The organism is Mesorhizobium sp. M1396, from assembly GCF_040317725.1.
Classification (GTDB): domain Bacteria; phylum Pseudomonadota; class Alphaproteobacteria; order Rhizobiales; family Rhizobiaceae; genus Mesorhizobium.
Window position 1 is genome coordinate 34073 of the sequence record NZ_JAMYLA010000014.1, and the last position, 24285, is coordinate 58357.

Consider the following 24285-nt stretch of genomic DNA (forward strand, 5'->3'; position numbering starts at 1 on the left):
GAGGATAGGACCATGCTTTTCGATTACATCCTCGGTGGTGGCGTGACCTTGTTCCTGCTCGCCTACCTGACCTACGCGCTCGTTCGTCCAGAACGCTTCTGAAGGCACGGAAAGCCACAGCCATGACACTGAACGGTTGGATACAGATCCTGGTTTATTGCGGGATCATCATTTTGCTGGTGAAACCGCTCGGCGGGTACATGCACCGCGTCTTCAACGGCGACCGCACGCTGCTCTCGCCAATCTTCGGCCCGATCGAGCGCGGGCTCTACCGCATTTGCGGAACCAGCGAACGCGAGGAACAGCACTGGACCACCTACGCGGTGGCGCTGCTGCTGTTCAACCTTGCCGGCTTCCTTGTGCTCTATGTCCTGCAGCGCCTGCAGGGAAGCCTGCCCTACAACCCCGCCGGCATGACCGCGGTTGAGCCAGGACTGGCCTTCAACACCGCCGCCAGCTTCATGACCAACACCAACTGGCAGAACTATGGCGGCGAGAGCACGATGTCCTACCTCGTGCAGATGGCCGGCCTGACGGTGCAGAACTTCGTTTCGGCGGCCACCGGCATAGCCATCGCCATCGCTCTGATCCGCGGTTTTGCCCGCGCTTCCGGCAAGTCGATCGGCAATTTCTGGGTCGATATGACCCGTTCAACACTCTATCTGCTGTTGCCGTTCTGCATCGTGCTGACTCTGGTCTATGTCTGGCTCGGCATGCCGCAGACGCTTGGCGCCTACGTCGACGCCACGACGCTCGAAGGCGCGCGGCAGACCATCGCCGTCGGCCCGGTCGCTTCGCAGGTGGCCATCAAGATGCTCGGCACCAATGGCGGCGGCTTCTTCAACGCCAATGCCGCGCACCCGTTCGAGAATCCCGACGCGATCTCCAACCTGATCCAGATGGTGTCGATCTTCGCCATCGGCGCAGCCTTGACCAACGTCTTCGGCCGCATGATCGGCAACCAGCGCCAGGGCTGGGCGATCCTGTCGGCCATGGGCGTCATGTTCATCGCCGGCGTCATCGTCTGCTACTGGGCGGAAGCCGCCGGCAACCCGCTGGTGCATGCGCTGGGCATCGACGGCGGCAACATGGAAGGCAAGGAGACACGCTTCGGCATCGCCTTGTCGGCGCTGTTTGCCGTCATCACCACCGCCGCCTCCTGCGGCGCCGTCAATGCCATGCACGGCTCGTTCACCGCGCTCGGCGGCATGATCCCGATCATCAACATGCAGCTTGGCGAAGTCATCGTCGGCGGTGTCGGCGCCGGTCTCTACGGCATCCTGACGTACATCGTCGTCGCCGTCTTCGTCGCCGGCCTGATGGTCGGCCGCACCCCCGAATATCTCGGCAAGAAGATCGAGGCCAAGGAGGTCAAGATGGCGATGCTGGCAATCCTGTGCCTGCCGCTGGCGATGCTGATCTTCACCGCCATCGCTGTCGTGCTGCCGACCGGTGTGGCGTCGATGGGCAATGCCGGCCCGCACGGCTTCTCCGAGGTTCTCTATGCCTACACGTCGGGTGCGGCGAACAATGGCTCGGCCTTCGGCGGCCTCAGCGGCAACACGCCCTGGTACAACATCACCATCGGCATCGGCATGCTGATGGGCCGCTTCCTGGTCATCATCCCGGCGCTGGCCATCGCCGGCTCGCTGGTGGCGAAGAAGACGGTTCCGGCTTCCGCCGGCACCTTCCCGACCGATGGCCCGCTGTTCGTCGGGCTGCTGGTCGGCGTCATCCTGATCGTCGGTGGTCTGACCTTCTTCCCGGCGCTCGCCGTCGGGCCGATCATCGAGCACCTGGCTGGCATCCACGGGCAGACCTTCTGAGGCTGTCATGCCCTGGTTCAACTCCATGCGTCGCAAGGACAGGCCTCCTCCTTTCCCGACCCTGTCGACGTTTCTCGGTCTTGCGGCAGTCATGCTCGTCCTCTGGTTACTGGCCTACGGGCCGCCACACTTCTTTTCGGTAACCGATCGTTCGGTGCCGTCCAACAACACCGAAGCCGGAGCTTCAAAATGAGCCGCTCGAAATCAGCAAGCATCATGGATGCCCGCATCCTGCTTCCCGCCATTGGCGGCGCCTTCCGCAAGCTCGACCCGCGCACGCTGGCCAGGAACCCGGTGATGTTCGTCGTCGCCGTCGTCTCGGCCCTCACCACGGTGCTGTTCGTCAAGGACCTGGTCACCGGCAGCGGCAATCTCGGCTTCACGCTGCAGATCATCATCTGGCTGTGGTTCACCGTGCTGTTCGCCAATTTCGCCGAAGCGGTCGCCGAAGGCCGCGGCAAGGCGCAGGCGGATTCGCTGCGCAAGGCGCGCACCGAGACCCAGGCCAAGCTTTTGACCGGCGAAGACCGCACCAAATACAAACTCGTGCCCGGCACCAGCCTCAAGGTCGGCGATGCCGTGCTGGTCGAGGCCGGCGACATCATCCCGTCCGACGGCGAGGTGATCGAGGGCGTCGCTTCGGTCAACGAAGCGGCAATCACCGGCGAATCCGCACCGGTCATCCGCGAATCCGGCGGCGACCGTTCGGCGGTCACCGGCGGCACGCAGGTTTTGTCCGACTGGATCCGCGTGCGCATCACGGCCGCTTCCGGCCACACCTTCCTCGACCGCATGATCTCGCTGGTCGAAGGCGCGGAGCGCCAGAAGACGCCGAACGAGATCGCGCTCAACATCCTGCTCGTCGGCATGACGCTGATCTTCGTTCTGGCCACCGCGACGATCCCGAGTTTTGCGACCTATTCGGGTGGCTACATCTCGGTCACCGTGCTCGTCGCCCTGTTCGTCACCTTGATCCCGACCACCATCGGCGCGCTGCTGTCGGCCATCGGCATTGCCGGCATGGACCGCCTGGTGCGCTTCAACGTGCTGGCTATGTCGGGCCGCGCCGTCGAGGCTGCCGGCGACGTCGACACGCTGCTGCTCGACAAGACCGGCACGATCACGCTCGGCAACCGCCAGGCGACCGAGTTCCGTCCGGTCAAGGGCGTCACCGAGCAGGAGCTGGCCGACGCGGCGCAACTCGCGTCGCTTGCCGATGAGACGCCGGAAGGCCGCTCGATCGTCGTGCTGGCCAAGGAGAAATACGCCATCCGCGCCCGCGACATGGCGACGTTGCACGCCACCTTCGTGCCCTTCACCGCGCAGACCCGCATGAGCGGCGTCGACATTGACGGCTCTTCGGTGCGCAAGGGTGCGGTCGATTCCGTGCTTGCCCATGTCAGCCAGTCGACGGTCGCCGCCCACGCCACGCGGCCCGGCAGCGATACCGTCAGGGATCTTCAGGCGATCGCCGACGAGATCGCCAAGTCGGGCGGCACGCCGCTGGCTGTCGAGCGCGACGGGCGCCTGCTCGGCGTCGTCCACCTCAAGGACATCGTCAAGGGCGGCATCAGGGAGCGCTTTGCCGAACTGCGCAAGATGGGCATCCGCACGGTGATGATCACCGGCGACAATCCGATGACGGCGGCGGCCATTGCCGCGGAGGCCGGCGTCGACGACTTCCTCGCCCAGGCGACGCCCGAGGACAAGCTCAAGCTGATCCGCGACGAGCAGGCCAAGGGCAAGCTGGTCGCCATGTGCGGCGACGGCACCAACGATGCGCCGGCCCTTGCCCAGGCCGATGTCGGCGTCGCCATGAACACCGGCACGGTCGCCGCCCGCGAGGCCGGCAACATGGTCGACCTCGACAGCGATCCGACCAAGCTCATCGAGATCGTCGAAATCGGCAAGGCGCTGCTGATGACGCGCGGCTCGCTGACGACTTTCTCCATCGCCAACGACGTCGCCAAGTATTTCGCCATCATCCCGGCGATGTTCGCGGCCTTCTACATCGCGCCGGGGCAGACCACGGGCCCGTTGCAGGCACTCAACGTCATGCATCTGGCGACGCCGCAGAGTGCTATCCTGTCAGCCATCATCTTCAACGCGCTGATCATCATCGCACTGATCCCGCTGTCGCTGAAAGGCGTCAAATACCGTGCCATCGGCGCCGGCGCGCTGCTCAGCCGCAACCTGCTCGTCTACGGTCTCGGCGGCATCATCGTGCCGTTCGTCGGCATCAAGGCGATCGACATGATCGTCACCTCACTCGGCCTCGCTTAACTCTGTGTTTTAACGCAATTCCCTAGGCAAAGCGCTACGCGCTTTTCCTGGAATTGCTCTGAGGAATATGTCCATGCTCACCCAGATAAGACCCGCGATCGTCATGATCGTCTTCTTCACGGTGCTGACCGGCCTGATCTATCCGTTGGGCATGACCGGAATCGCCCAAGCGCTGTTCCCGCGCCAGGCCAATGGCAGCCTGATCGAGAAGGACGGCAAGGTCATCGGCTCCGAACTGATCGGCCAAGGCTTTGCCAGCGACCGCTATTTCCATGGTCGCCCCTCGGCTGCCGGCGACGGCTACAATGCCGCCGCCTCGAGCGGCAGCAATTTAGGTCCGACCAATCCCAAGCTGATCGACCGCATCAAGGGCGACGCGGAAAAGCTGAAGGCGGAGAATCCGAACCAGCCCGTCCCGATCGATCTGGTCACCACCTCCGGCAGTGGCCTCGATCCTGATATCAGTCCCGAAGCGGCCTACTTCCAGGTTGCCCGGGTGGCGAAGGCCAGGGAGATCGATGAAGCCAAGGTCAAGGCGCTTGTCGACCGCCAGGTCGAGGGCAGGGAACTCGGCTTCATGGGCGAACCGGCGGTCAATGTGCTTGGTCTCAATCTTGCGCTGGACGCCGCGAAATAGGGAATGGCGGCAGCCAGGGATCGACAGTGTCCCCGGCGCCATCCATGATCGATCCTGATGCCGGACGACAGAAGCAACGACACCAGACCCTCTCCCGACGCGCTGCTCGATCATGCCGAGCGGGAGGGACGCGGCCGTTTGCGGATATTCCTCGGCGCCGCGCCGGGCGTCGGCAAAACCTACGAAATGCTGATGTCGGGCCGCGCGCGACTGGCCGACGGCGTCGACGTGGTGATCGGCATCGTCGAGACGCATGGCCGCAAGGAAACGCTGGCCCTGGTCGAGGGCCATGAGGTCATTGCGCGCCGCAAGGTCGACTACAAAGGGCGCATCCTCGACGAGATGGATATCGACGCCATCCTTGCCCGGCGCCCGGCGCTGGTTCTCGTCGACGAACTCGCCCACACCAACGCGCCCGGCAGCCGCCATCCCAAGCGCTATCTCGACGTTCAGGAAATCCTGACGCACGGCATCGACGTCTACACGACGCTCAACATCCAGCATGTCGAAAGCCTGAACGACGTCGTCGCCCAGATCACCAAGGTCAGGGTGCGCGAAACGGTTCCCGATTCCATCATCGACCAGGCCGACGATGTCGAGATCATCGATCTCACCCCCGACGACCTGATCAAACGGCTCGAGGAAGGCAAGGTCTATTTCCCCAACACCGCCCAGCGCGCGATCGAGAACTATTTCTCGCCCGGCAATCTGACGGCGCTCAGGGAGCTGGCGCTGCGCCGAACCGCGCAGCGCGTCGACGACCAGTTGCTGATCCATATGCAGGCCCATGCTATTCCCGGACCATGGGCTGCCGGGGAAAGGGTTCTCGTCTGCCTCGACGCGCGTCCGGGAGGAGCGGCCCGCGTCCGCTATGCGCGCAGGCTGGCCGACCGGCTGCGTGCCCCCTGGACGGCGCTGCATGTCGATAGCCCGCGCTCGGCCAGTATGCCCGAAGAGGATAAGGACCGGCTCGCAAACAACCTGCGCCTCGCCCAGCAGCTTGGCGCCGAGGTAACGACCATTCCGGGGCAGAATGTGGCGCAGGACATCGTGCGTTACGCGACGGCGAACAACTTCACCCATATCGTGGTCGGCAGGCCGACCCGGTCGCGCTGGCGGGAATTGATCGAAGGCTCGCTCACCTATGATCTCATCCGCAATGCCGGCGACATCAGCGTCCATGTCATTTCGGGAAACGAACGCGGCACGGAGGCGGCGTCGAGGAGCGTCAGGGCGGCGGACGAGCAGTGGCAGTTCGAGATCTGGCCCTATCTAAAGGCCACGGCCTTTGTCGTGGGCTCGCTCGCCTTCGCCATGCTTCTCGACCAGTTTCTCGACGTTCGCAACCTGGCGATCATCTTTCTCATCGCGGTGCTGGCGTCGGCGGTGACCGGTGGCCTGTGGCCGGCTCTGTATGCCTGTTTCGTCAGCGCCCTTGCCTTCAACTATTTCTTCCTGGAACCGCGCTACACGCTGACCATCCGGGATCCGGAAAGCATTGTCGCGCTCGGCGTGTTCCTGGTTGTCGCCGTTATCGCCAGCAATCTGACGGCGCGCGTGCAGCGCCAGGCGGTCGCCGCCCGCTCACGGGCGCGGGCGACGGAGGACATCTATCTCTTTTCGAAGAAGCTCGCCGGTGCCGGCACGCTCGACGACGTTCTCTGGGCCACCGCTTTCCAGATCGCCTCGATGCTGAAGCTGCGGGTGGTGCTGCTTTTGCCGGAAGACGGAACGATCACCGTCAAGGCCGGCTATCCGCCAGACGATACGCTGGCCGAAGCCGACATCGCCGCCGCCCGCTGGGCCTGGGAGCACAACCGAGCCGCGGGACGCGGCGCCGACACGCTTCCCGGCGCCAAGCGCCTCTACCTTCCCTTGCGAACCGGGCGCACGGCAATCGGCGTCGTCGGCCTCGACAATGACAAGCAGGGGCCGCTGCTGACGCCCGAACAACAGCGCCTGCTCGACGCGCTGGCCGACCAGGCGGCTGTCGCCATCGAGCGCATCCAGCTGGTCGCCGACGTCGACCGCGCCAAGCTCGCGGCCGAGGCGGACCGGCTGCGCTCGGCGCTGCTCACCTCGATCTCGCATGATCTGAAGACGCCGCTCGCCGCCATCATGGGTGCGGCCGGCACGCTGCGGGAATTCGCACCGGCACTTCCCGAACAGGACCGGGCGGAGCTTTTGACGACCGTGCTCGATGAATCCGAGCGGCTGAACCGCTTTATCGCCAATCTGCTCGACATGACCAAGATCGAGTCCGGTGCGATGGAGCCGAACTTTGCCTTCCACTATGTCGGCGACATCGTCGGCTCTGCCTTGCAGCGGGCCAGGAAAATCATCGGCGAGCACAAGATCGAGACGGACATCCCCTCGGATCTGCCGATGTTGAAGGTCGATCCCGTCCTGTTCGAGCAGGCGCTGTTCAATCTCCTCGACAACGCAGCGAAATACGCGCCGGCCGGCTCGACGATCCGCGTGCAGGGCTGGATCGACAATGGTTCTGTCCTCCTGCAGGTCATGGATGAAGGGCCGGGCATTCCCCCCGGCGATCTGGAACGGATTTTCGATACCTTCTACCGGGTGCGCAAGCGCGATCAGGTCCGCGCCGGCACCGGGCTTGGGCTCTCGATCTGCCGTGGCTTCATCGAGGCGATGGGTGGGACGGTCACGGCGGCAAACCGGACCGATCGTTCGGGCGCGGTCTTCACCATCAAGATGCCGAAGCCGGCCAACCCGCCCGATCTCGACGCCTCCGCCACGGATGATGTGGGTGACTTGGCATGACAAACTCGAACGTCAGGATACTGGTCGTCGATGACGAGCCGCCGATCCGCAAGCTGCTGCGTGTCGGGCTCGGCAGCCAAGGCTACGCGATCAGTGAGGCGCCGAACGCCAAAGCGGCGATCGAGCTGATGGAGGCCGAGAAGCCGGACCTCGTCCTGCTCGACCTTGGCCTGCCTGGCATGAGCGGCCATGAGCTGTTGCGCAAATGGCGTGACGACGGCCTCGACATTCCGGTGGTCATTCTGTCGAGCCGCACCGACGAGGCCGGCATCGTCCAGGCTCTTGAACTCGGCGCAGACGACTATGTCACCAAGCCGTTCGGCATGAACGAACTGGTCGCGCGCATCCGCGTGGCGCTGCGGCACAAATTCCAGCAACAGGGCGAGAAGCCTGTTTTCCAGACCGGCGACCTGTCCGTCGATCTGGTCAAGCGCATCGTCAAGGTCGAGGGCAAGGACGTAAAGCTCTCGCCGAAGGAGTACGATATCCTGCGCATCCTCGTGCAGCATTCAGGCAAGGTGCTGACCCACCATTTCCTGTTGAAGCAGGTCTGGGGCGATTCGACCGACGTACAGTATCTCAGGGTCTATGTCCGGCAGCTCAGGCAAAAGATCGAGAAGAGCCCCGACCAGCCGCGCTACATCACCACCGAGACGGGTGTGGGCTATCGTCTGCGCGAGGTCGAGTAAGCCAGGACCCCGGTCTAGCCAACAGCCTCTTGCAGTCGATTTGCTGTTGTCGATGCCCGCAGAGCCGCCAGGCAGCCGACAATGCCGAGCGGCACGAAGGCGAGAAACAGCCAGGATGCGACATTCGCCGCCGCGTCGTGGTTCAAGCCTTGCGAAAAGCCGCTGGCGTTGGCGACGATGCCGGCGAGTGCGGCACCCACGGCATAGCCGATGCGCTGCATGGTCGGCACCGCCGCCGAGGCGATGGTCTGCTCGCTTTCAGGCGCGGAGGCGACGATGACGCGCGTCAGGAATGGCCAGGCGACGCCGAAGCCGCCGCCCTGCAGCAACGCGCAGATCAGGATCAGCGGGATGGAGCCTAGGGGTATCGTATAGGCAAAGCCGGCAATACCGGCCGCGATCATCACCGCGCCGCCAACGATGATCAGCCGCTCGCGTTGCGGTGGTGCGTTGGCGACCAGGATCGACAGGATCGACCAGGCGATCGATTCGGCGGCGATGATGTAGCCGGTGGTCAGCAGCGGAATGTCGTGCAGGCTGGTCAGCAGCAGCGGGCCGTAGACGCCGAAAGAACATGTCGCCACCGAAAAGGCGGCAACCATGGTCATGCCGGCGCCGACCGGCGTTCGCCACGAGAACAGCCGCGCCGGAAACAGCCGCGAGCGCGGCTTCAACGCATCGATGGAGAAGAACAGCACCAGGCCAGCCAGGCCAAGGACCATCAGCAGCGAGGAACGCAGCAGGGCGATGTCGACGCCGGCCGAGGCGATCAGCACCACGGCGACGGCAAGGCAGCCAAGGGCCGCGAACGGGAAGGGCGGCGCCTTGCCTATGTTCGTCCTGGGTTTCGTCGCCTCCGGCGTGTCGAGCACGATGAAACTTGCCAGCGCCATGGCGGTGCCGCCGAGGGTGAAGACGCCGAAGGCCCAGCGCCATGACAGCAGCTCGGTCATGATCGCGCCGAGCAATGGTCCGCTGAAGGCGGCGACGCCCCAGATCGCCGACATGATGCCGAAAAGCTGTGGCCAGATGGCGCGCGAGAACAGCCGCTCGACCGAGACGAAGGCCAGCGACACCAGCGCCCCGCCGCCAAGTCCTTCGATAAGGCGGCCGGCGAGAAACAGTTGCATGGAAGGCGAGGTGGCACAGATCAGCGCTCCGGCTGCGTAAAGGAGCGCGGCGACCACCATGTTGGTGCGCAGCGCGACATAGCTCACCAGACGTCCGGCCGCCGCGCCGGCAACGATGGCGCCGAGCTCGTAGATAGCCAGCGACCAGCCGACGAGCTGCACGCCGGCCAGTTCGCCGACCATGGCCGGCATCACGGTTGCCACCATGGTTTCGTTGGTGGCGTGCAGCAGGATGCCGAGGCTGATGAAGCAGAAGCGCGCCAAGTCGCCGCTTGCCCACAATGCGCGCCAGTCGACCCTGTTTGTGTTGATATCGGTCATGTCTACCCTGCCTTGCAATATCTTGACGCCAGAGCAGGACGCCAGAAGCCAGTACAGATTTCCGGCAGGACCATGCGCGGGCAGGAGCGTGTATCGCGCGCTTCAAGCGCGCTGCTCCGGTCGGGGCAGGCTTGTAAAACCTTAACCGAGGTTGAGCTCAAGCGAATTTTTCGGGACGTGGTTGCGGTCCGGTGGCGCGATCAATTCTCGGTGCTGCGCAACTGGAACTGGCTGACGCCGATCGCGAGGTTCATGCCGGTCTGCGTCTGCAGGCTGAGCGGCTGCAAGGTGAAGGCCTGCGAGGATCCTCCGACCAGCAGATTGGCGCCGGCGCCGACGGCCGCCGTCACCTCGGCGCTGGCGCCGATATAGTCGCCGGCCAACGCGCCCGGGGCATAGATATTCTTCAGCGGCGTCAGCACGATCCACTGCATGAACGTCTGCTTCGTCGTGCCGATGTCGAGGCCGTATTTGTTGACGGCGCCGAAATAGGCTTCCGGCGCGAAGCTCTTGTCGGCGGGATTGAAGGTGCAGCTCAAATCCTTGCTCGAGCCGAAGATGAAGCCGGTGCCGCCGCCGATGGCGCAATCGAGCGTGCCGAGTTCTAAGCCCTGGTCCCGCGCATGCGCCGCCCCGGCAAACACAGTGGCGATCACGGCGGCGGCAATGGCTGTCTTCAGTCTGGCTGTCTTGGGCATGGCAGTCCCCCTCAAAAACAAACGGCGCGGAACCATCCTATCTGGTTCCGCGCCGCAGGGTGAGGGGTCGTGGAGCGCATGGCTCCACTGCATTCACTTGAACGAATGGATGAGCTGGAGCGAGGTCACGGCCACGGCAAGGTTGACGCCGGTCTGCGCCTGGACGCTGAGCGGCTCCAACATGAAGGCGCTGTCCAGGCCGCCAACAAGCAAGTTGGCGCCGCCGCCGGTCACGACGCTCGCCTCGGCGTTGACGCCGTAGTAGCTGCCGGCGAGATCGCCTCCGTCGCGGTCGCGCGTTGCCGCCAGCACGGCCCAGACGAGCTGGCCTTGATGCGTCTTGCCGACATCGAGGCCGACCTTGGAGATCACGCCGGTGTAAACCTCGGACGGTCCGTGATGATGGGGGCGGAAAACGCAGGACACGCCCTTGTTGGACGCGACGATATAAGCGGTGCCGCCATCGATGGTGCAGTCGAGCGTGCCGAGTTGCAGCTTGCCGGCGCTGGCCGGGGCGACGGCAAACGCCGTCATGGCGAGGACAGCGGCACAGGCGAGTTTCTTGATCATGGGAGGTCCTTTCGCAAATTACTTTTTGACAACGGATTGGGTGGGCAGACCGTTCCGCTGAAAACTTGGCGCGAACAAGGCACGGGTCGACGCCTTGCTGCCGGGGTTAACACGGGGTTGCCGGAGTGCGTCTTTTCGGACACGCAAAGGACGCCGCGGCACTTGGATGCCACGCAGATTGTGTGGGAATGCTTGCCGAAATCGATCAGCTGACGCGGACGAGGCCATCCTTGGCCGGCTGGTAGGCCGGGTTTAGATGGATGGCTTCGTGATAGGATTTCGCCGCCCTGGCCTTGTCGCCGCGCCGCTCGTAAATCAACGCCTGGTTGGCCCAGGCCTCGGCATTCTTGCCGTCGAGCTTGATCGCCATGTTGAAGTCGGCGAAGGCGTTGTCCTCGTCATTTGTCGCCAGGTAGGAAAGGCCGCGGCCATTGTAGGGTTCGGCGGCGTCCGGCGCCAGAGAGATGGCGGTCGAGAAGTCCTCGATGGCGAATTTGTGCTGGCCCTGGCTCTGATAGATCAGGCCGCGATTGTGGTAGGCGCGCGCGTCGGTCGTGTCGAGCTGGATCGCCTTCTGGAAGTCGTTGAATGCGTCCTGGGTGCGGCCCGCCTTGCGGTAGAGATTGCCACGGCCGATGTAGGCCGCGTCATAATTTGAATTGATCTGAATCGAACGGTTGTAGTCCTCGAGCGCGGCCGTCTGATTGCCGAGGAAGCGCTGGATGAGCGCGCGGTTCGAATAGGCCTGGAAGAAATTCGGATTGAGTTGGATGGCCTGGTTGAAATCCTTGAGCGCCGCCTGATATTGGCCGCCACGGCCATAGGCCGAGCCGCGTACGTTGTAGGCTTCGGGATCCTGGGGATTGCGCTGAATGACCGCCGACAGCGAGGAGATGTTCTCGCTCGACCCCTGCGCCTTGTCGATGTTGTTGAATTCGCCGGTCGGGCCTGACGTCTGGCAGCCGGCAAGCGCCAGTCCGGAGAGCAGGGCCACTGTCAGGGCGAAACCACGCAATGCGGTCCCGCGCTCCACGCTTGTTGCGTTCATGTCTGCCCTGTCCTCACTTCAAGCCGCGTCGCTCAGGTCCGGTTCCCCCCTCCGGGCCGGGTCACAACCAAAACAAAAAGGTGGCGGCGATTCCGCATCGCGCCACCTCTGATATCCTTCGAAAAGGACGAAAAATTGGCGTTAGAACCGCGGCGGACGCGGAGCACCACCTGCACCGCCGGCGGCGCCAGCAGCAACGGGGCGCGGCGTCATCGGCAGCAGGCCTTCGCGCTGGGCGCGCTTGCGGGCCAGCTTGCGGGCGCGGCGGACAGCTTCAGCCTTTTCACGGGCGCGCTTTTCGGACGGCTTCTCGTAGTGACCGCGCATCTTCATTTCGCGGAAAATGCCTTCGCGCTGCATCTTCTTCTTGAGAGCGCGAAGCGCCTGATCAACGTTATTGTCGCGGACGAGTACCTGCACGGGCAATCCTGTCTTTCGGGTTTGATATCAACAGGCAAGCAGCCATAGCCACTAGCCTCCGCGGCGGTTTACACCACGAATTGGGGCGGCTGATAGCAGAATCATGTCGCGCTGTCCACAACCGAAATGGAAGAATGGCGCCGGATGCGACCGGCAGCGCGCGTATTGCTCTTCTTGGCGCCGACCAGTTCGAGCTGGCGGCAACCGATCCCAACTTGGTGGAAGGTTCCGCAAGACCGCTGGATAAGCAATTCATCTCGCTTGACGGCTACGCCGTCGACCGATCGTCGTCGACCTAGCCCGATCCGCGGAAGGCTGACCATCGCGCAATTGCCGGATCGGGTCATTCTGGGTTGTGGCCTGTCTGTTCACTTTCCCGGACATCTGAGTTTCACCGTTGGTGATGAACATCGCAGCGAAAGTAAGCACCTTTGCGCTTGCCTTGAAGGCATCCTATTCTGGAGGAATAGCATCCACTCGTGGGCATAGAATGTCGGTACTGCCTTTCGTAAGAATTTACGCGCCGCTCAACGCGCTGCTGGCTGCGACTGGGCTTGGGGCGGTGGCCATGCTCACGACACCAGACATATCCGGACGAAGCAGACTGGCTCTGGCTGCCGTGCTCGCGGTCATTTGGGCCGTCTATCTCCTGGAACTGGCCGAGACGCTGCTCAAGCGCCGGGCGAAAGACGTTCGGGACAGGACGCCGGCAATCGCCATTGATGTGCTCGCGGTTTTGGTTCCACTCGCCGCATTTCTGCTCGTCGGCACGCCCGACCGGAGCCTCTATTGTGCTGTCTGGCTGCTGAAACCGCTGCGCGACTCGACTTTCTTCCCGCTGCTGGGCAGGATCCTGACCAACGAAGCGCGCAACCTGATCGGGGTCACCACGGTATTCGGCATCGTTCTGTTCAGTGTTGCGCTCGCAGCCTTTGTCATCGAGCGCGACGTCCAACCGCAAAAGTTCGGCAGCATCCCCCAGGCAATGTGGTGGGCGGTGGTCACGCTGTCCACCACGGGCTATGGCGACGCTATTCCGGAAAGCTTCGCCGGCCGCGTCCTTGCCGGGGCGGTCATGATGAGTGGCATCGGCATCTTCGCTCTCTGGGCTGGCATTCTTGCCACCGGCTTTTATCAAGAAGTCCGTCGCGAGGATTTCGTCCGTAATTGGCAATTGATCGCCGCCGTGCCGTTGTTTCAGAAGCTCGGCCCGGCCGTGCTGGTCGAGATCGTGCGCGCGTTAAGACCTCGTATCGTGCCGGCGGGCGCTGTGATCTGCCGCAATGGCGAGGCCGGTGATCAGATGTTCTTCGTCGTGGAGGGGCGTGTCAGCGTCGCGACGCCACACCCGGTGGAGCTTGGTCCTGGCGCCTTCTTCGGCGAGATGGCGCTGATCAGCGGCGAACCGCGCTCGGCGACCGTCAGCGCCACAACGGCGGTCTCACTCCTGTCGCTGCACTCGGCGGATTTCCAGATGCTGTGCAGCAGCAGCCCGGAGATCGCGGAAATCATCCGCAAGACCGCGCTCGAGCGGCGCGGCGCGGCACCTAAGGGTTGACCGTACTAAGCGTTCGTCAGGAGCAGGGCGCGATTCAAGGCTGCCCAACTGCCTGTCAATGATGGGGCGGCTCTATCGGCCACGCGCGGCAAGTCGGTGGTCGCCAAACATCGCAATTCAATTAATTCGGCTATCCCATCAGCAGGGCGAGCATCGACAAACTGCTTCAGGCGATCGACCGACAGAATCATGGCAAGGCCCCGAGTCATCTGCCAGGGAATTGCCGCGGAACCGCCGCATCCATGGAAAAGCCGCGGTCCGGTGCGTTGTTATTTTTCTATATAATGGCGCGGGCTTGTTGATTGTGCCGGCGCTTTTCTTTATCCAGCGGCGCAACGGAGAGGTGGCCGAGTGGTCGAAGGCGCTCCCCTGCTAAGGGAGTAGAGGTCAAAAGCTTCTCGTGGGTTCGAATCCCATCCTCTCCGCCATTCTTGTCCGCTTCGAAGGCGGACTTCCCAAAATTACCACGTAAAAACAGATGGATGGCAGGATATCCCGCTGCCCGCGCCGCGCGATTCGGCGTCAAAATGCGCTGAAAACAACGCTGTTTTGTTCGGTTCTGACTGGCCTGGAGTGGTCCAGCGCAGTTTTTTCACAGAAAAACAACGATCCGGTTCATCTAGTTCACTGTGGTTCCTACACACTGAATTGAATTATCGTTTACCCAAGTCACAGATTTTTTGCCCTGCGGAAAGCCGCGCTGTGACCGGCAGGGTTTCAGGGCTTTCCTATTCCGTTGTGCTGGCTTTTTTTCTCCGACGAATAGTGTGCGACTGCGCGACGGCCATTTTTAACGCGGGTGTGATCTCCAACGGCGCATTCTCTGCCCCATGTGGATTCTGTAGCCCCTGGACCTGGACGGTCGGAAGCGGGAGTTCGATGCCCTGCTCCTTGAAGACTTGGCGCAGCCGCACATAGAATTTGCGTTTCATACCGAAGGCGCCTCCGGGTCGGGTTGTGGCCTTGACCCTCAATACGATGCCGTACTCGCCGAACTCCTGTACGCCCTGCATCTTGATTGGGTCGAGCACCCAGTGTTTGAACTCGGGATCTTCCGCCAGTTCGAGGCCGATGCGCTTGATGAGCTTGCGGGCGAAGTCGATATCGGTGTCATAGCCAACGGTGATGTTGAATTTGTCGATAACCCAGTCACGACTCTGGTTCTGGACAGCCCCGAGTTCACCGAAAGGTATCGTGAACAGCGGACCACGATGATGCCGCAGCTTCACCGAGCGCAGCGAAAAGCTTTCCACGGTACCCTTGTAATTGCCCGAGGAAATATATTCGCCGACGCGAAACGCATCATCGAGCAGAAAAAACACGCCTGAAATGACGTCCTTGACGACGGTTTGTGCGCCAAAGCCCACCGCGACGCCGACGACGCCGGCGCCAGCGATCAGCGGGCCGATCTGGATACCCATAGAGGCGAGCATCATCAGCACCGCCATAACCACGATCAATGCGAGCAGCATGTTCTGGAGGATCGGTAAGAGCGTGTGCAGCCGCGCCTGCTGCGGATCGAGGATCGGGACGTCCTCGTCGCTGATGACTGGGTGCGGTATTTCGATGCCCAGCTTTCGTTCGATCAAGGCCTTGATGATCGACCAGCCGAAATCGGCTGCGAGGGCAATGACCACGACATTGATCAAGCCTCGCAAGATGAACATCGTCGTCGTATCGCTGTCGCGCATGGATTGCATGTTCAGACCCCAGACACGCGCGAGAAAGTAAGCCGCCGCCAGGATCAAAATCATCCGGATTCCGCGATCGATGACAGCGATCGTCACCGCCGGGATTGTAGGCCGGCCGACATCTTCCGAACCTGGCCGCAAGACGAAATTAACCCCGCGCTGTGTCAGCACGATTGCCAAAGGCAGGAAGAATGCGGCGAAGGTAAACCAGAAGTATATATAGAGCCCGGCGACGCGCTGCAGGAACAGGACGACGAAATAAGCCGTCAACAACCATGTCGCTTCCGTGTGACCGCTGTGGCGCGCACTGTCTCGGTGCGTTCTTGGCCGACGCCAGATGGCAAGCAGCAACAGCGACAGCAGCACGAAATCGGCGCCCAGTGACAGGACCATCATTCCGTCCTGATCGATGCCGAGACCCGGCAAGAGAATAAACGCGGCGCCGAAAAACGCAAAGACGCCGACGATCCGGGGTAGCCAATAGGACCAATGGTCCGCCACTTCGTTGGTGATCGGCAAACCCCGAACCTCGACGGCGTTCTCGACGTTCATGAAGGAAGGGACGAGCATGGCGATGACGTACATGCGCACACCCCATGTAACGACGGCCGCCATCAGGAATGTCAATACAATCTCGCGGATAAGCATTGGCCAGTCGAACAACATGAACGCGCCGGCGCTGCCCAATGCGAAAGAGACAATCAGCATGCTGGAATATAGCGCGCGACCGCCAATCTTCTTGGCTCGCCCGAGTGGCGTATCCTTCGGCTGCGCGATGATCCAAAGACGAAATGGACGTGTGACTTTATACGTTGCCCAAGTGAGCGCCAGGCCGGCAGCGATGAACATCGCAATCAGCATAAATACGCTTGCGGACCCCTTGCTGGACATGTCCTGCATGGTCTCTGCGCGAACGCGCGCGAACTGACCTGGCAGCAGGGGTAAAGTTCGCACGATTCGTTCGATATGGTGCCCGATCCGATCGAGCGTCGAGGATGCCATCGTATTCATCTGGCCTGGTGCGGCCACGGCGCCGGACGATACGTCGGTCGGCGAAGCCACTGCCCCGGCAGGCGCGCCCGTCGATCCGGCGTCCTGATTTCGTTGTTCGGCCACCCAGGCCTTCACAGATGGATCGTCGAGAAGCTCGAACAGCTGTTTGACCCTTTCAGGCGGGACCGTCGCCGGCGCCTGCGCCTGTGCCTGACCAGCCAACAAGAGGGCGATCCCAAAGACGAGCGGCCTGGCAATCAGGACAAACATCGCGGCCAGATGTCGGAGACGTTGTGTCGGGCGTGCCAGGTTCCTGGGTACCAGTCGACGAATTATAAGTGCCATCGTGCTGTTAACTTTCCGGTCAAATCGGCGAGGAACGACATCTATGTCCGTTGTTGTCTTACCTTGAAGAAACCGATGTTGCGGTGCAAGAAGTCATCGTTCCGAGCCAGACCGTTTGCGCCGGGTAACTTGGCAGCGTTTATTTAGCCGCCGGGGCAGGGCATTCCGATCCGCGTGACATCGGGCGATCGCCGCAGTCTGGTCGCATGAGCCATCGTCAACAACATATCTCGAGCGCTCCATAGGGCCGCGGGGTCACGCTGCGAAGCGTCCGTCGATCTTGCGCATTGTTAGCGGAAATAATGACGCTGACAAAGTTCACCGTTTAATCGAGCACGGCCTCGACAGTGGCGACAAAGTCATCGAGCGAGCGATCCCCGCGAATCTCGATGCGCGGAAGGTCGATCGGATCGCAATCGAGATCCGCCGGCCCAGATCTGCCGCCGAAGCCAATTCGATAGCCGCATTCCTTGGCCAGCCGCCCTAGCCGTCGGTCAGTGACAGAGAAGGGTGCCGCGAACGCCGTGGTTGGCCGACCCGTCCACCGTTCGATGAACATACGAGAGCGCAGGAGCTCGGCGGCCAGGTCGCAGCTCGAAAGACCATCGATGGCGCGATGCGTCGCCAGATGGCTTCCGAAGAACGCACCCTCGGCGGAGAGGCGTCGCACCGTCCCGGCGTCCATAAGCCGCGTCGGCGGACCGATATCGGCGTCCCACTTTGCACTTTCGCCCACCAGATCCGTCACCAGGAACACTTGCGCGGTCAGGTCGTTGGCGCGCAAGATCGGCCAGGCATGGTCGGCAAAGTTCTGGAAGCCGTCGTCGAAGGTGATGACCACCGGGCGGCCAACGAAAGGCTGACGGTTGGCGATGAACTGTTCCAGTTGCTCGGACCCAATGGCGTGAAAGCCATTGGCGCGCAGCCATGCCATCTGGCTCGCGAATGCGGCGGGCGTGAGCCGAAAACGGGCGAGCGCGTCCGGACCTTCATCGGCAACGCCATGATACATGAGAACAGGGATATGCTGGCGCCGCTCGTTGCGTGCGACGTCGCGGCGCAAGGCCCGCGCCCCGCCCCAGACGATATTTCGCGCGACCCCGATTCCAATGGGGGCGCGGATCGACACATGATCTATCATCGGTTCCGTCGCCACATCGTCCGGTGACAGGCGGCGGAAGCGGTCTATGCGGTAGAGCTCGGTCTGGATCGATTGCTCAAGGACGAGGCCTTCGGCCGCTGCCAGCGTCTCCGAGATCGCTTGCGCACCGAATGTGTTCCAGTCGAAGCCCGTCCTTTCAACATTGTCACGCAGCACGAATGCGTGTGCGCTGATGAAACTGCCGCCAGGCGCCAACGCCTCAGCGAATTTTTTGGCGATGCGCCGCAACTCGGCGAGATCATCCAGGTAGTAGAGCACCTCCGAACAGAAGATCAAATCCATCTCATCCGGCAGCGCGTCGGCAGAGAAATCCAGTACGCCGAATTCAATGTTCGGCTGATCGCTGCATCGCGCACGGGCCCGCTCGATGGCTATGGCGGAGATGTCAGTTGCGGTCAAATGGCCCACACGCGGCGCCAGCTGCCGCGTGAAGTGGCCCTCCGCGCAGGCCAGTTCGAGCGCCCGTCCGATGGGACCAGCAGGCAGGATTTGGAGCTGCCGCTGATATTTTTCCTGCTCATAGAGCGAGCCGTAGTTCCACGGGTCCTCGGTCGCGAAATAGCTGTTCCAGAACGCCGTGCGATCATTCCTGTCCGCGGTCCGTGCTCGGTGCGGCGTTGCAGGAGGTGGTGCTGGTTCGGCGCTTGACCGAACCAGCTCCCGCGCTTCAGCTGCCAATTGGGCGAGTTTGCCGAAGTGGCTGTCCAGATCGGGCCGACGTTCGGCTGCGGACAACAATGCCTCGGCTGCAAGCGTGTTTGGCGTATCGGCACTGGCGTCCTTTTGCAGTGCGATCAGTTCAATCCAATGATCCCTTGTCACTGTCCCGAGTACGCCGAACTGCACGACAGCTTCGATCTGGCCATCCATCATCAGGTAGGCATAGATTTGATCGATTCCTTCCGGAAGCTCGGTCGAGGTTGGATTTCGAGCGTCGACGCGAATTCCGAGTATCCGCGCCAGCCTACGCGGTGCGGCAAGATCGTCGGCATCGAGAAGCATTTGCTCGAGATGATACTGGACGCGACGACCCGCGACCGGATCGTCCCAGACGTTGCCGAGTTCGATGATCAACTCGGTGAGGGCGCCGCCGAACCTGTCCCACCGGGCAGCCAATTGCGCTGGCACCGATAGGCTTCCTACCATCAGGCCATCGAAGGCCACCTTGGCGATCTCACGCGCCCACTTACGTGCTGCCGGGAGCGCGCGTAGGGATTGCGGGTTGATCGAGCCGCCGCCGCTGCCGCAATCCGACGCAGCGTTCCACAAGGCGAACCACGCGAGTGCTTCGGAAGCGGTGCGGCCGATCGCCTCGATCGCTCCATTGGCGTGAGCCGATCCTGGGTGTTTGACCCCGGGATCAGGAGAAAAGCCGCGGGCGATCACGATTTCCGCGTCTGCCAGCATCTGCGTCGAATTGCGGGTGAGGGCGTTGGGGCTGGCTCGATAGAAGGCGAGCGGCTCGTCGACCATCACCCAATTCTTGCCGAGACGTGCGACGCGCTGCCACAGATCCCAGTCCTCGCAGGTGCGCAGCGACACATCGAAACCGCCCAACTCGACGATTGTCTCCCGGTCGACCAGCAGCGCGTGAGTGGCGATGGCACACCGGCGGGCGAATGTTTCGAAGGGCTGGATCGCGACCTCGGGGGCGATGCTCGACGGGGTGAGTGCACCATCGGGCATCACGCGCCGAGAACCGCAATAGGCGGCCACTGCATCGGGAGCGGCTTTCAGTGCGTCCAGCATTTTCGTAAGGAAGCTGGCATCGACCCAATCGTCGGCATCCAGGAACATCAGCCAGTGACCGCGCGCCGTCGAAATCCCGTTATTGCGCGCGCCGGCGGGACTCTTCGCGCGAGAACTCAACGTCCGAAATCGGGCATCTTGTTCCACATAACGGGCGATGGTCGCGGGGGTGCGGTCCGTGGAGGCGTCGTCGACGATGATCGCCTCCCAATCCACGATTTCCTGATCGAGAAGGCAATCGAGTGCGCGCGTCAGCGTTACCTCCGCGTTGTGCGCAGGAACTACGATTGAAACCAATGGATTATGCGCCACGTTGTCTTACCCATGCCTGGTTCGAAGGTAGAACAAGATGCGTTGATCTTTGTCGGCGTAGGCCGTCACAATCGACGCCGATCCGTTCGACCCATCGTCCACCACGACTATATCCAGCATCTGGTAGGTCTGCCGGCGAATGCCGGCATGCGTTGCGCCGATGTTTTGCTCGACATTGAACATTGGTACCACACCGCCTTGCGGTAGCATTATTCTGGATCATCGAGCTTTCGTTTTCTTCGGCGAGAGTCTGCGAATGTCAAAACCGGATAACGGCATCGGATGGCAGCACCGCCCTGTCAAGATCGGGGCGAATTAGAGGCAAGAAAAAGACTTGAAGACTGGCTTGAATGGCAAGCGCTCATGCCCGACGGCTTAGAGCTGCGGCCATCGGCAAAAGGATGATCGCGGGCGAAGACGCGAGCGCAAGCTGGTCCGGATCGACCCACTCGGAACCGCGGCCGAACTGAGAGCGCTGCAGTTGCCTGATGATGGATTTAAGGCGCTCGATCTCACCGTCGCGGTGCTCGACAACGGCCGCCATGTTACGCACAAGATGCCGCCGACGGGCCTGTTTGCTGGGCAGATTGTCGAGGTCGAGCCGCATGTTCAAATTTACGCGCGAACCGGCTTAAGCCGAAAAGATTCCGGCTTGCGAGCCGGGTATTTTACTGACATGTTTACCAGTTGCTAAATTAGCACTGTGGCATCTGTTCAAATGAAGGGAATAGGGATGGCCAAGGAATCTTCGAGTACCGCTTCTTCGGCAAATAAAGCGGACGCAAATCTGACAAGTAATGCAGACGGAAACGGGCTGGCCTTCATGGCGGGCCAGGCTCGCGAGAGCGGGGCCTCCGGCGACGCTGTAGGTGTCGACAAGATACGTGATCTGCTGTTCGGCAACCAGATGCAGGACTATGACCGCCGCTTTTCCAAGCTTGAAGAACGGGTGTTGCAGCGCTTCAAGGATGTCGAATCGGAAGCCAAGCGCAATCTTGACATGTACGAGTCGAATGCAAAGAAGCAGGTCGATTCGCTTGCGGCGCAATTGCGGAACGAAAAAGATTCACGAGCCGATGCCGACAAGGAGATTGACCGGAATCTTCGCGAGCAAAACCAGGCACTTGAAAAGCAGGTGCGCGCGTTGTCGGATCAATTGAGTGCGCTTGAACGCGACGTTTCGGACCGGATAAATCGAAACGATCATTTGCTGCGTGAGGAAATCAAGCAGAAGAATGAAGGCGTTCAGATGCTGATAGAGAAAATGTTTGCTGATCTCAGCAACGTCAAGACCGACCGAAATCTTTTGGCGGGTCTGTTCGTCGAGGTCGCAAAATGTCTGAATCAGGATCCTGTCGGCAGCAAGAGCAACTCGGAACGTAACTGGAAAGTGAGTTGATGGGACCTTGACGTCAACCGTCGACCCAGTCAGCCTTCCGCAAAGAACTGCCTCGAACGATACAGAGATTGATCGCGAGGCTCTGGCCCGTCTTTTGATCGAAATTGCCCGGAACGTCGATCCGGACTATCGTGCGCGTTTCGACGGAGTTCCAACCGCCGATCCTCGCATGGAAACGCTGCGCCAGTTGCTGGTCAGCCGCGAAATTTCGGAGCTTTCACGAGTTACGCACCTGCTGGACGAACCCGAGCAGCTCGCGGCAGCCGTGGGCGGCGTTCTTCCCAGTGCGGCCGCGCGAGCGTCTCATGCGCAGCTCGGCGAGGCGCTTGCGCCCGCTGTCGAAAGGGCTGTGCAACGGTCAATCCAGAAGAGCCCGCGCACGCTGACGGATATATTGTACCCGGTGTTTCTGCCGGCAATTCGCAAGTCGATCGGGGAAAAGATCGACCAGACCTTTCAGTCGCTGAATGAAACTTTAAGACATATATTTACCTGGCACGGGCTCAAGTGGAGATTTGAATCATGGAGAACTGGGGCTAGCTTCTCTTCAGTTGTTCTGAAGCATTCTCTTATCTATCGCGTAGAGCATGTCTTTCTCATTAACCGTAATTCCGGGCTTTTGATAGCGCATGTAACTGCCGACAATGCAACGAGCGAAGACCCTCAACTCATTTCTTCGATGCTCAGTGCAATTCAAGATTTTGTAAAAGACTCATTTAACGAGAAAGAGCAGAGCGGCCTGGACACAATCCGTTTTGGCGACCTTCGTCTCTGGTCGGAAGTTGGACCGTTTGCCACCCTGGTTTCGGTGATCCGAGGAAATCCGCCGGAGGAATTGCACGAAATAGTTCGCGATGTATTGCTTCGCATCCATGCGGAATGCTCACAGGCTTTAGAGCAGTTTGACGGCGACAGTTCGCAGTTGGCCGGCGTAGAGGCGCAGTTGCAGACCTGCGTCGAGCTGAAGCAGGAGGAATCGAACCAGGGATTTCCGTGGCTGGTGGTGGCTGCAGCCCTGCTGGTTTTGATTCCGGCAGGCGGTTGGTTCTTTCTTTCCTGGCAATCCGGGCAGCGCTGGCACGCCTATGTGTCGCGACTGGAGACCCAGCCGGGCATCATCGTTGCAGAACAAAAGATACGCGGCGGCCAATTCTATATTGCCGGCCTGAGAGACCCGCTTGCCGCCGACCCGCAGTCGCTGTTGTCCGGAACGCAGGTCGATCCCGCCCGCGTTCATTCGCAGTGGCAATTCTATCAGAGCCTTGAACCGGAGTTCGTGTTGAAGCGGCTGACGGCGTCGCTGGCTCCGCCGGATACAGTACGATTTTCGATCGTCGATGATCGCATCGTTGCCGAGGGTGAGGCTCCCGACACCTGGATAGATCGGGCGCGCGCAGCGGCCCGACAGCTTTCGGCAGGCGGACCGGAATTCGACATCTCCAAGGTTCGTGATGTGAGCCCCGAAGCACGCGCGGCGGAGCGCTGGCAGGCCTATGTGTCGCGACTGGGGACCCAGCCGGGCATCATCGTTGCCGAACAAAAGATACGTGATGGCCAATTCTATATTGCCGGCCTGAGAGACCCGCTTGCCGCCGACCCGCGAGCTCTGCTGTCCGGAACGCAGGTCGATCCCGCCCGCGTTCATTCGCAGTGGCAATTCTATCAAAGCCTTGAACCGGAGTTCGTTTTGAAGCGGCTGACGGCGTCGCTGTATCCGCCGGACACAGTACGATTTTCGATCGTCAATAGTCGCATCATTGCCGAGGGTGAGGCTCCCGACACCTGGATAGATCGGGCGCGCGCAGCGGCCCGGCAGCTTTCGGCAGGCGGACCGGAATTCGACATCTCCAAGGTTCGTGATGAAAGCCCCGAAGCACGCGCGGCGGAGCACTGGCAGTATTATGTGTCGCGACTTGAGGCCCAATCGGGGATCATCGTCGCCCAACAAGCGGCGAGGGGCGGACATTTCTACATTTCCGGCCTGAGAGACCCGCTTGCCGCCGACCCGCAAGCTCTGCTGTCCGGAACTGGGGTCGATCCCGCCCGCGTTCATTCACAGTGGCAATTCTATCAGAGCCTTGATCCGAAGTTCGTTGTGAAGCGGCTGACAGCGTCACTGACCCCGCCTAAATCGGTTCGGCTTTCGATCATCCAGGGCCGCATCGTTGCTGAAGGTGAGGCTCCTGCCGCCTGGATCAACCGGGCGCAGGCCGCTGCCGAACAGCTTTCGGCGGACGGAGTGGTTCTGGATGTCTCGCAGCTGCGTGAGCTGGACCTTGCGGAACTCAATCATTTGAGGCAGGCCATCCAGACGACCGATATTTTCTTCTCTTCCGGCAAAGTTGTGCCGGGGCCAGAGCAGACGCCGGTTCTCGACAGGTTGGCGGATCAAATAAAGGAATTCGCCCAAGATGCCCGCAAGTCAGGCGTGACAGCGCGGTTCATGTTGACCGGCCATTCGGACGCCACGGGCCGTGAGACGGCCAACGCGTCGATCAGCGCCGCCCGCGCCGAGACAGTTCGTGCGCTTCTCAAGAAGCGCGGCGTCGCTCCGGAACTGCTGCTGGTTCGGGGCGCGGGCACCTTTGAGCCGGCTGTGCCTGAAAATAGTCAAACCGGTAGCTCCACCAATCGCCGAGTTTCGGTTACGGTAAACCTGGATTAGGG

20 protein-coding genes and 1 tRNA gene are annotated in these 24285 nt (G+C 61.6%); 12 read left to right on the forward strand and 9 right to left on the reverse strand.

Translation table 11 applies throughout. From position 1 onward, the window contains the following. The first annotated feature begins 12 nt into the window (after positions 1 to 12). The 7 genes from kdpF (at position 13) to NKH02_RS11485 (ending at position 8222) form a co-directional block, all read left to right on the forward strand. Positions 13 to 102, forward strand: a complete 90-nt coding sequence (gene kdpF, locus NKH02_RS11455) for a K(+)-transporting ATPase subunit F (RefSeq protein ID WP_019861144.1) — start codon at positions 13 to 15, stop codon at positions 100 to 102. A gap of 20 nt (positions 103 to 122) precedes the next feature. Continuing rightward, a complete protein-coding gene (gene kdpA, locus NKH02_RS11460) occupies positions 123 to 1826 on the forward strand; it encodes a potassium-transporting ATPase subunit KdpA (RefSeq protein ID WP_352878756.1) in 1704 nt (567 codons plus the stop codon). Between the two features lie 7 nt (positions 1827 to 1833). Further along, on the forward strand, positions 1834 to 2019 hold the full coding sequence (locus NKH02_RS11465; RefSeq protein WP_352878759.1) for a hypothetical protein: 186 nt from the start codon (positions 1834 to 1836) through the stop codon (positions 2017 to 2019). Continuing rightward, positions 2016 to 4109 carry a potassium-transporting ATPase subunit KdpB gene (kdpB, locus tag NKH02_RS11470; protein ID WP_352878762.1) on the forward strand — a complete coding sequence of 698 codons (2094 nt, stop codon included), beginning with the start codon at positions 2016 to 2018 and terminating at the stop codon, positions 4107 to 4109. The genes NKH02_RS11465 and kdpB overlap by 4 nt, the downstream gene beginning before the upstream one ends. 73 nt (positions 4110 to 4182) lie before the next feature. After that, positions 4183 to 4746 (forward strand): potassium-transporting ATPase subunit KdpC, encoded by a 564-nt coding sequence (gene kdpC, locus NKH02_RS11475; protein ID WP_352878765.1) that lies wholly within the window; start codon positions 4183 to 4185, stop codon positions 4744 to 4746. 57 nt (positions 4747 to 4803) lie between these two features. Further along, complete coding sequence (locus NKH02_RS11480) at positions 4804 to 7533, forward strand: DUF4118 domain-containing protein (RefSeq protein ID WP_352878768.1); 2730 nt, start codon at positions 4804 to 4806, stop codon at positions 7531 to 7533. Further along, a complete protein-coding gene (locus NKH02_RS11485; RefSeq protein ID WP_352878771.1) occupies positions 7530 to 8222 on the forward strand; it encodes a response regulator transcription factor in 693 nt (230 codons plus the stop codon). The genes NKH02_RS11480 and NKH02_RS11485 overlap by 4 nt, the downstream gene beginning before the upstream one ends. Before the next feature lie 14 nt (positions 8223 to 8236). Here the strand turns inward: NKH02_RS11485 and NKH02_RS11490 are convergent, their stop codons facing one another. The 5 genes from NKH02_RS11490 to rpsU all read right to left on the reverse strand — a co-directional run bounded on the left by NKH02_RS11490 (position 8237) and on the right by rpsU (position 12409). Then, on the reverse strand, positions 8237 to 9673 hold the full coding sequence (locus tag NKH02_RS11490) for an MFS transporter (protein ID WP_352878774.1): 1437 nt from the start codon (positions 9671 to 9673) through the stop codon (positions 8237 to 8239). Between the two features lie 200 nt (positions 9674 to 9873). Continuing rightward, a complete protein-coding gene (locus tag NKH02_RS11495) occupies positions 9874 to 10371 on the reverse strand; it encodes a DUF992 domain-containing protein (RefSeq protein WP_352863136.1) in 498 nt (165 codons plus the stop codon). 93 nt (positions 10372 to 10464) lie between these two features. Beyond that, entirely contained in the window at positions 10465 to 10941 is a 477-nt protein-coding gene (locus tag NKH02_RS11500; protein ID WP_352725195.1) for a DUF992 domain-containing protein, read from the reverse strand. A 205-nt stretch (positions 10942 to 11146) separates the two neighbouring features. Further along, positions 11147 to 11989 carry a tetratricopeptide repeat protein gene (locus NKH02_RS11505; RefSeq protein WP_352878777.1) on the reverse strand — a complete coding sequence of 281 codons (843 nt, stop codon included), beginning with the start codon at positions 11987 to 11989 and terminating at the stop codon, positions 11147 to 11149. A 141-nt stretch (positions 11990 to 12130) separates the two neighbouring features. Then, positions 12131 to 12409: a 30S ribosomal protein S21 gene (gene rpsU, locus NKH02_RS11510; RefSeq protein ID WP_023810129.1), complete on the reverse strand. Its 279-nt coding sequence runs from the start codon at positions 12407 to 12409 to the stop codon at positions 12131 to 12133. Positions 12410 to 12543: 134 nt separating this feature from the next. Between rpsU and NKH02_RS11515 the strand changes: the two genes are divergently transcribed. The 3 genes from NKH02_RS11515 (at position 12544) to NKH02_RS11525 (ending at position 14395) form a co-directional block, all read left to right on the forward strand. Continuing rightward, entirely contained in the window at positions 12544 to 12708 is a 165-nt protein-coding gene (locus NKH02_RS11515) for a hypothetical protein (protein WP_352878780.1), read from the forward strand. Between the two features lie 191 nt (positions 12709 to 12899). Further along, positions 12900 to 13967, forward strand: a complete 1068-nt coding sequence (locus NKH02_RS11520; RefSeq protein WP_352878783.1) for a cyclic nucleotide-gated potassium channel — start codon at positions 12900 to 12902, stop codon at positions 13965 to 13967. A 337-nt stretch (positions 13968 to 14304) separates the two neighbouring features. After that, a tRNA-Ser gene (locus tag NKH02_RS11525) sits at positions 14305 to 14395 on the forward strand. Between the two features lie 300 nt (positions 14396 to 14695). On the opposite strand, the gene NKH02_RS11530 is transcribed toward NKH02_RS11525, so the two are convergent. The 4 genes from NKH02_RS11530 to NKH02_RS11545 form a co-directional block, all read right to left on the reverse strand. Continuing rightward, the gene (locus NKH02_RS11530; RefSeq protein ID WP_352878785.1) at positions 14696 to 16921 is read right to left on the reverse strand and encodes a mechanosensitive ion channel family protein; all 2226 of its coding nucleotides are present in this window, start codon (positions 16919 to 16921) and stop codon (positions 14696 to 14698) included. Between the two features lie 400 nt (positions 16922 to 17321). Next, complete coding sequence (locus NKH02_RS11535; protein ID WP_352878788.1) at positions 17322 to 20219, reverse strand: glycosyltransferase; 2898 nt, start codon at positions 20217 to 20219, stop codon at positions 17322 to 17324. 6 nt (positions 20220 to 20225) lie between these two features. Further along, positions 20226 to 20402: a glycosyltransferase gene (locus NKH02_RS11540; protein ID WP_352863144.1), complete on the reverse strand. Its 177-nt coding sequence runs from the start codon at positions 20400 to 20402 to the stop codon at positions 20226 to 20228. A 178-nt stretch (positions 20403 to 20580) separates the two neighbouring features. Beyond that, positions 20581 to 20826, reverse strand: a complete 246-nt coding sequence (locus NKH02_RS11545) for an IS66 family transposase (protein WP_352863146.1) — start codon at positions 20824 to 20826, stop codon at positions 20581 to 20583. 126 nt (positions 20827 to 20952) lie between these two features. On the opposite strand from NKH02_RS11545, the gene NKH02_RS11550 reads away from it, so the two are divergent. Both NKH02_RS11550 and NKH02_RS11555 read left to right on the forward strand, forming a co-directional pair. Beyond that, on the forward strand, positions 20953 to 21618 hold the full coding sequence (locus tag NKH02_RS11550; RefSeq protein WP_352863147.1) for a hypothetical protein: 666 nt from the start codon (positions 20953 to 20955) through the stop codon (positions 21616 to 21618). A gap of 7 nt (positions 21619 to 21625) precedes the next feature. Further along, positions 21626 to 24283 (forward strand): OmpA family protein, encoded by a 2658-nt coding sequence (locus tag NKH02_RS11555; protein WP_352878791.1) that lies wholly within the window; start codon positions 21626 to 21628, stop codon positions 24281 to 24283. Positions 24284 to 24285: the final 2 nt, after the last annotated feature.

Excerpts from the sequence above, each read along its gene's own strand:
- NKH02_RS11490 (WP_352878774.1), bottom strand. The coding sequence starts at position 9,673 with ATGACCGATATCAACACAAACAGGGTCGACTGGCGCGCATTGTGGGCA.
- NKH02_RS11545 (WP_352863146.1), bottom strand. The coding sequence starts at position 20,826 with ATGCGGCTCGACCTCGACAATCTGCCCAGCAAACAGGCCCGTCGGCGG.
- NKH02_RS11480 (WP_352878768.1), top strand. The coding sequence starts at position 4,804 with ATGCCGGACGACAGAAGCAACGACACCAGACCCTCTCCCGACGCGCTG.
- kdpF (WP_019861144.1), top strand. The coding sequence starts at position 13 with ATGCTTTTCGATTACATCCTCGGTGGTGGCGTGACCTTGTTCCTGCTC.
- kdpB (WP_352878762.1), top strand. The coding sequence starts at position 2,016 with ATGAGCCGCTCGAAATCAGCAAGCATCATGGATGCCCGCATCCTGCTT.
- NKH02_RS11550 (WP_352863147.1), top strand. The coding sequence starts at position 20,953 with ATGGCCAAGGAATCTTCGAGTACCGCTTCTTCGGCAAATAAAGCGGAC.
- NKH02_RS11495 (WP_352863136.1), bottom strand. The coding sequence starts at position 10,371 with ATGCCCAAGACAGCCAGACTGAAGACAGCCATTGCCGCCGCCGTGATC.
- NKH02_RS11465 (WP_352878759.1), top strand. The coding sequence starts at position 1,834 with ATGCCCTGGTTCAACTCCATGCGTCGCAAGGACAGGCCTCCTCCTTTC.
- kdpC (WP_352878765.1), top strand. The coding sequence starts at position 4,183 with ATGCTCACCCAGATAAGACCCGCGATCGTCATGATCGTCTTCTTCACG.
- NKH02_RS11540 (WP_352863144.1), bottom strand. The coding sequence starts at position 20,402 with ATGTTCAATGTCGAGCAAAACATCGGCGCAACGCATGCCGGCATTCGC.
- NKH02_RS11485 (WP_352878771.1), top strand. The coding sequence starts at position 7,530 with ATGACAAACTCGAACGTCAGGATACTGGTCGTCGATGACGAGCCGCCG.
- kdpA (WP_352878756.1), top strand. The coding sequence starts at position 123 with ATGACACTGAACGGTTGGATACAGATCCTGGTTTATTGCGGGATCATC.
- NKH02_RS11505 (WP_352878777.1), bottom strand. The coding sequence starts at position 11,989 with ATGAACGCAACAAGCGTGGAGCGCGGGACCGCATTGCGTGGTTTCGCC.
- NKH02_RS11530 (WP_352878785.1), bottom strand. The coding sequence starts at position 16,921 with ATGTTTGTCCTGATTGCCAGGCCGCTCGTCTTTGGGATCGCCCTCTTG.
- NKH02_RS11515 (WP_352878780.1), top strand. The coding sequence starts at position 12,544 with ATGGCGCCGGATGCGACCGGCAGCGCGCGTATTGCTCTTCTTGGCGCC.
- NKH02_RS11500 (WP_352725195.1), bottom strand. The coding sequence starts at position 10,941 with ATGATCAAGAAACTCGCCTGTGCCGCTGTCCTCGCCATGACGGCGTTT.
- NKH02_RS11520 (WP_352878783.1), top strand. The coding sequence starts at position 12,900 with ATGTCGGTACTGCCTTTCGTAAGAATTTACGCGCCGCTCAACGCGCTG.